Origin of the sequence: Falsihalocynthiibacter sp. S25ZX9 (genome assembly GCF_041205405.1) — a bacterium.
GTDB lineage: Bacteria > Pseudomonadota > Alphaproteobacteria > Rhodobacterales > Rhodobacteraceae > Falsihalocynthiibacter > Falsihalocynthiibacter arcticus.
In genome coordinates this window covers 1-348 of record NZ_JBGFCD010000115.1, presented here as the reverse complement: position 1 = coordinate 348, position 348 = coordinate 1, and the positions used below count along the sequence as shown (strand labels likewise).

General features: G+C 55.7%; 1 pseudogene. It reads right to left on the bottom strand.

What is annotated here, in order from left to right:
• Positions 1-348 (bottom strand): annotated as a pseudogene (locus AB9F29_RS21525) (formate dehydrogenase); the annotation flags it as partial.

Genomic DNA, 348 nt, shown 5'->3' with positions numbered 1-348 from the left:
ATCCTCTAGCACCACGTCAATCCAACGGCTGACCGGAATCCCGGTCAGATTCATCATCTTGGTATCGCCAAAGCTAGCATCGGAAAATTGCCCCTTGAGCCAGTCAAGGTCTTCGTCCCATACACGCGCCCAATGCGCCCAAGAGCCGTCGGACAGGCCGTAATATCCCGGCAAAGTATCGGCTAGGACGCCAAGGTCGGTGGCGCCTTGCACGTTGTCATGGCCACGGAAAATATTAGTTCCCCAGCCTGCGACACCCATATTTCCAAGCGCCAGTTGCAGGATGCAATAAGCGCGGGTGTTGTTATTACCGTTGCTGTGCTGGGTGCCACCCATGCACCAGATCAC